This is a genomic window from Collimonas sp. (assembly GCF_035566555.1).
GTDB lineage: Bacteria > Pseudomonadota > Gammaproteobacteria > Burkholderiales > Burkholderiaceae_D > Collimonas.
Genome location: NZ_DATMRB010000109.1, coordinates 1 through 6,033 on the forward strand (window position 1 = coordinate 1; position 6,033 = coordinate 6,033).

4 protein-coding genes are annotated in these 6,033 nt (G+C 60.2%); 2 read left to right on the forward strand and 2 right to left on the reverse strand.

The features are described from left to right. Positions 1-181 precede the first annotated feature (181 nt). Complete coding sequence (locus VNZ65_RS14220; protein WP_325670073.1) at positions 182-307, reverse strand: hypothetical protein; 126 nt, start codon at positions 305-307, stop codon at positions 182-184. Positions 308-353: 46 nt separating this feature from the next. Beyond that, positions 354-1,655 carry an NCS2 family permease gene (locus tag VNZ65_RS14225; RefSeq protein WP_325670074.1) on the reverse strand — a complete coding sequence of 434 codons (1,302 nt, stop codon included), beginning with the start codon at positions 1,653-1,655 and terminating at the stop codon, positions 354-356. A gap of 557 nt (positions 1,656-2,212) precedes the next feature. On the opposite strand from VNZ65_RS14225, the gene xdhA reads away from it, so the two are divergent. Together xdhA and xdhB are read left to right on the forward strand one after the other, a co-directional pair. Further along, positions 2,213-3,787 carry a xanthine dehydrogenase small subunit gene (gene xdhA / locus VNZ65_RS14230; protein ID WP_325670076.1) on the forward strand — a complete coding sequence of 525 codons (1,575 nt, stop codon included), beginning with the start codon at positions 2,213-2,215 and terminating at the stop codon, positions 3,785-3,787. 176 nt (positions 3,788-3,963) lie between these two features. Further along, positions 3,964-6,033: xanthine dehydrogenase molybdopterin binding subunit (gene xdhB / locus VNZ65_RS14235; protein WP_325670078.1), on the forward strand; the 2,070-nt coding region annotated here is incomplete at its 3' end.

The following is a 6,033-nucleotide window of genomic DNA, read 5'->3' on the forward strand; positions in this document are numbered from 1 at the left end:
TCTGGCGAATGTGGCGAATTAGCCCCCTGCCACCGGGCTAAGAGCGAACGGCATTTGTATTTGCAGGAACTCGTAGGGTGGGCACCTGCGCCCACGCGGAACGTCGATTATTCGAAGCGCGGGTTCAGCGTGGGCAGAAAATCTGCCCACGCTACTATCTGGACGCGGCCGGTATTAGCGCTCAGTTTTGCGCTTTCACTTGCGGGCACTGCTCGCCTTTGGAGAAGCACGGCGTGATCCAGGCGCATCCTTGCAGCAGGCAGAACACGATGAATACAGCACTTGCCTTGTATATTGCGGAAGTCATCCTGTGTTCCGATTTCATCAAATATTTCCTTTCGTTCAGCGGGCGATCAATCGCCACCCAGATGGATGAACTTGTACAGGAAAATCGCCGCGATGATCCACACCATGACCGGCACCTGCTTGGCGCGGCCCGTGAACAGTTTCAACGCCGCATAGGAAATGAAGCCGAAGGCGATGCCATTGGCAATGGAATAGGTGAAAGGAATCATCAGCACGGTGATCACCGCCGGCACGCTTTCGGTGGAGTCTTCCCAATTCAGGTGCACCAGTTCGCGCAGCATCAGTCCCGCCACGTAGAACAAGGCTGGCGCGGTTGCGTAGGCCGGCACGGCGCCGGCCAGCGGCGAGATGAACAAGGCGGCCAGGAATAAGACGCCGACCGCCAGCGAAGTCAGGCCGGTACGGCCGCCTGCCTGCACGCCGGCGGCGCTTTCGACATAGGCCGTGGTGCTGGAGGTGCCGAGGAAAGTGCCGGCCACGATCGCCGTACTGTCCGCCAGCAAAGCCTTGTTAAGGCGCGCCATCTTGCCATTGACCAGCAGGCCGGCACGATTCGCCACGCCCATCATGGTGCCGGTGGCGTCGAACATCTCCACCAGGAAGAACACCAGCACGATGTTCAGGATCCCCATCGACAAGGCACCCATGATGTCGAGCTTGAACAAGGTCGGTTCTATCGACGGCGGCATCGATACCACGCCGTTGAAGGTATTGCCGCCGACGACAAAACTCAGTACGGTGACGGTCAGGATGCCGATCAGGATCGCGCCCTTGACCTTGAGATGGTCCAGCACCACGATCAGCAGGAAGCCGAGAATCGACAGGATCACCGGGATCTGGTGCAGATCGCCGATCTGTACGAAAGTGGCCGGATTGGCGACTACCAGGCCGGAACTCTTGAGCGCGATAAAGCCGAGGAACATGCCGATGCCGGCGGTGATCGCAATCCTGATGGTGGGCGGAATGCCGTTGACGATCAGGCCGCGGATGCCGACCAGGCTGACGATGATGAACAGGCAGCCGGAAATGAAGACGGCCCCCAGCGCCACTTCCCAGGACACGCCCATGCCCTTCACCACCGCGTAGGCAAAGTAGGCGTTGAGGCCCATGCCGGGCGCCAAGGCGATCGGGTAGTTGGCGTACAAGGCCATGATCAGGGTGCCGATGGCAGCCGCCACGCAGGTGGCGACGAATACCGAGCCCTTCGGCATGCCAGCGTCGCCCAGGATCGCCGGGTTGACGAAGATGATGTAAGCCATCGTCAGGAAGGTCGTCAGGCCGGCGATCAGTTCGGTGCGGACGTCGGTGCCGTTTTCTTTCAGCTTGAAGAAATTCTCGAAAAACTGCATTCTGGTGTCTCCTTGATTAATGTGAAGAGACGGCAGCGGCCCGGCCGGACTGTGTCTGTATGGTGGATTCGCTTCCAGGCTGCCGATCCGCTTGATTTTGGGCAGGATTCCGGCAAACTGGCGGGGTACTGAATGGGGTCACAAATATGCTCCAGGGTAAATATCAATTATTCCAGCGTGATGATAACCGCTCTCAGCGCCCGTTAAAACCCTGATGCCACGCTAAATAAATCCGGCCACAGCCAGATTACATGCGCCGTTCAGGAATGACAGCCATCCCGCAAACCGCATGTATTGTCAAACAAACCATGAATTTCCGGTGGCGCCCCGCAAACGTGCTCTTTATTTGTCAAATGGAATTAGTTATACGATCTTTATTCCATTCTGCAGATAATTGATATGAGCCCTTTCGCTATATGGAGCTGCGGCGCAAATGCTAATCTGAGCTCATAATTAATAGGCCGTTGCAAAGTCAGCCTAGCTCTACGTAGTCCCTGCACCGCAGCCAGGCAATACGATCAGACAGCCAGTGTTTTTGCAACAGTCGCCAAACCAGAATGGAGATCGTCTTGTCTACGTCCGCATCCAATACCTCGGCCGATAGCGTCATCCGCTTCTACTATCGTGGCGAAGTCCATACGGTAGATCAGGCCGCGCCTACCCGCACTATCCTGCAACACCTGCGGGAAGACTTGCATTGCACCGGCAGCAAGGAAGGCTGCGCCGAGGGCGACTGCGGCGCCTGCACCGTCGTCATCGGCGAACAGACTGCCGACGGCGTCACGCTGAAATCGGTCAATTCCTGCATCCAGTTCCTGCCGACGCTGGACGGCAAAGCCTTGTACACCGTCGAAGACCTGAAACAGAACGATGGCGCCTTGCATCCGGTGCAGCAAGCAATGGTCGAATGCCATGGCTCGCAATGCGGCTTCTGCACGCCGGGCTTCGTGATGTCGCTGTGGGATCTGTATCTGAAGAACGACGGCAGCCAGGCGCCGGCCTGCGGCTCGGCCAAGGGCGCATGCCAGCCGAAACAGGAACAAGCGCAGCCACTGCTGCGCAAGGACATCGATATTGCCTTGTCCGGCAACCTGTGCCGCTGCACAGGCTACCGGCCGATCATCGATGCGGCCCACCGCATGGGCGAACTGCCGGCGGTCGGCTTCGACCGCCAGGCGCTGCAACAGGCGCTGCAACCGTTGCAACGCGATGAGATGCTGGTCTATCGCCACGAAGGCCAGACTTTCTACGCGCCGCGCACCCTGGCGCAGCTGGTGGAAATACGCGCCGCACTGCCGGCCGCGCGTATCCTGGCCGGTTCGACCGACGTCGGCCTGTGGGTCACCAAGCAGATGCGCGATCTGGGCGACATCATTTATCTCGGCCAGGTGGCCGAACTGAACACCTTGAGCGTCAAGCAGCAGCAGATCGAGATCGGCGCCGGCGTCACCCTGAACGACGCCTACGCCGAAATCTGCAAGCACTATCCGGAGCTGTCGGAGATGTGGCAGCGCTTTGCCTCGCTGCCGATCCGCAATGCCGGCACCCTCGGCGGCAATGTCGCCAACGGCTCGCCGATCGGCGATTCGCCGCCGTGGCTGATCGCGCTTGGCGCCCAGGTCGTCCTGCGCGGACCGAACGGGCAACGCGTGATGCCGCTGGAAGCGCTGTACCTGGATTACATGAAGAAAGACATGCAGGCCGACGAATTCGTCGAAGGCGTGCGAATCCCGCTGCCGCATGCCGGCCAGCGCTTCCGCACCTACAAGCTGGCGAAACGCTTCGACCAGGATATTTCCGCCGTCTGCGCCGCATTTTCCGTGACGCTGGATGGCGACAAGATCAGCGATATCCGGATTGCCTTCGGCGGCATGGCAGCCACGCCGAAACGCGCGGCGCTGACTGAAGCCGCCCTGCTCGGCCAGGCCTGGAGCGAAACAGTGATGGAAGCCGCTGTGGCGTTGATGTCGGACGACTACAAACCGCTGTCGGACATGCGCGCTTCCAGCGAATACCGCATGAAGACCTCGCAGAATCTGCTGCGCCGGTTCTGGCTGGAAACCCGTACCGAAGCCCCGTTGCGTACCGACCAGGTCAATCCTTTCGTGTACGCCGAGTGTAGTGTTTCGTAGGTAATGGTGCTTTAGAAATGGCGGTTTTCCGTGTCAGGCTAGGCGCAAACCGGAGCGATAGTGGGTCTATCGCGAGGATTTGCAACGACGCATGGCGCGGAAAGACGCCGTTTATAAAGTGCCATTATCTGCGAAACACTACACTAAACCGCCGACGAAGATAAAGAGTAGACGTCATGAACAAGCAAACTGAAGTTTTTATGCAAGCCAAGCCGCAAGAGAAGGCAACTGCCTGGGCGGAAGTCGGCCAGTCGCATCCGCACGAATCGGCGATCCTGCATGTGCTGGGCGAAGCCACCTACACCGACGACATCCCGGAAGCGCAAGGCACGCTGCATGCCGCACTCGGCATGTCGCAGAAGGCCCATGCCCGCATCCGCTCCATCAACCTGGACGCGGTGCGCAGCGCACCCGGCGTGGTCACGGTGCTCACCGCTGCCGATATCCCCGGCACCAACGATTGCGGCCCGATCATTCATGACGATCCGATCCTGTCCGAAGGCCTGGTCGAATATGTCGGCCAGCCGATCTTCGTCGTCATCGCCGACAGCCACGACAATGCGCGGCGCGCGGTGCGCAAGGTCGTCATCGATTACGAAGAGCTGCCGGCCGTCCTGACACCGCAAGCTGCCCACGCGGCGAAATCGTATGTGCTGCCGCCGATGCGGCTGACGCGCGGCGATGCCCAGCAGGCTTTTGAAACGGCGCCCAACCGCGTCACCGGCCAGCTGTATGTCGGCGGCCAGGAACAGTTTTACCTGGAAGGCCAGATTTCCTACGCCATCCCGAAAGAACAGAACGGCATGCTGGTGCTGTGCTCGACCCAGCATCCGACCGAAATGCAGCACGTGGTCGCGCATGCCTTGGGTGTTCATTCGCACAATATCGTAGTCGAATGCCGGCGCATGGGCGGCGGCTTTGGCGGCAAGGAATCGCAATCGGCTTTGTGGGCTGCGGTCGCCGCGATTGGCGCCGCCAAGCTCAAGCGTCCGGTCAAGCTGCGCGCCGACCGTGACGACGACATGATGGTGACTGGCAAGCGTCACTGCTTCTTCTATGACTATGAAGTCGGCTACGACGACGCCGGCCGCATCGTCGCTGCCCGTATCGAGATGGTCAGCCGCGCCGGCTTCTCGGCCGACTTGTCGGCGCCGGTGGCGACCCGCGCAGTCTGCCACTTCGACAATACCTACTACCTGTCCGATGTCGACATCAAGGCAATGTGCGGCAAGACCAATACTCAGTCGAACACCGCCTTCCGCGGCTTCGGCGGTCCGCAGGGCGCGATCGCGATCGAATACATTGTCGATGAAATCGCCCGCAACCTGGGACGCGATGCGCTGGACATCCGCAAGCTGAATTTCTACGGCCGCAACGATGAAGAAGGCCGCAATGTCACGCAATACGGCCAGAAGATCGTCGACAATGTGATCCATGAACTGGTGGCGGAACTGGAAGCCAGCAGCGAATACCGGCAGCGGCGCGCCGACATCGACACCTTCAACGCCAGCAGCCCGGTGCTGAAAAAGGGCCTGGCGCTGACGCCGGTCAAGTTCGGCATCGCCTTCAACGTCACCCACTTCAACCAGGCCGGCGCGCTGGTCCATGTCTACACCGACGGTTCGGTGCTGGTGAACCACGGCGGCACCGAAATGGGCCAGGGCATCAACACCAAGGTGGCACAGGTAGTGGCGCACGAACTCGGGATTCCGCTGGAACTGGTGCGCGTCACCGCCACCGACACCAGCAAAGTGGCAAATACCTCAGCTACCGCAGCATCTACCGGCGCCGACCTGAACGGCAAGGCGGCGCAGAATGCAGCGCATACGATACGCCAGCGCCTGGCGGAATTCTTCGCCAAATTGCATAACGGCGACGCCAAGGAAGTTACCTTTTCCGCCGGCGCCGTGCATCTGGGCGAGCACAGCCTGCCGTTCGGCGAGCTGACGCAAAAAGCGTATCTGTCGCGGGTACAGCTGTGGTCGGACGGTTTCTACGCCACCCCAGGCCTGCACTGGGATCCGAAAACCATGAACGGCCGGCCGTTCTCCTATTTTGCTTACGGCGCGTCGGTGTCGGAAGTGGTGGTCGACACCTTTACCGGCGAATGGCGGCTGCTGCGCGCCGATGCGCTCTACGATGCCGGCCAGTCGCTCAATCCGGCGCTGGATATCGGCCAGGTCGAGGGCGCTTTCATCCAGGGCATGGGCTGGCTCACCACCGAAGAACTGTGGTGGAACAAGGAC

Excerpts from the sequence above, each read along its gene's own strand:
- VNZ65_RS14220 (WP_325670073.1), bottom strand. The coding sequence starts at position 307 with ATGACTTCCGCAATATACAAGGCAAGTGCTGTATTCATCGTGTTCTGC.
- VNZ65_RS14225 (WP_325670074.1), bottom strand. The coding sequence starts at position 1,655 with ATGCAGTTTTTCGAGAATTTCTTCAAGCTGAAAGAAAACGGCACCGAC.
- xdhA (WP_325670076.1), top strand. The coding sequence starts at position 2,213 with ATGGAGATCGTCTTGTCTACGTCCGCATCCAATACCTCGGCCGATAGC.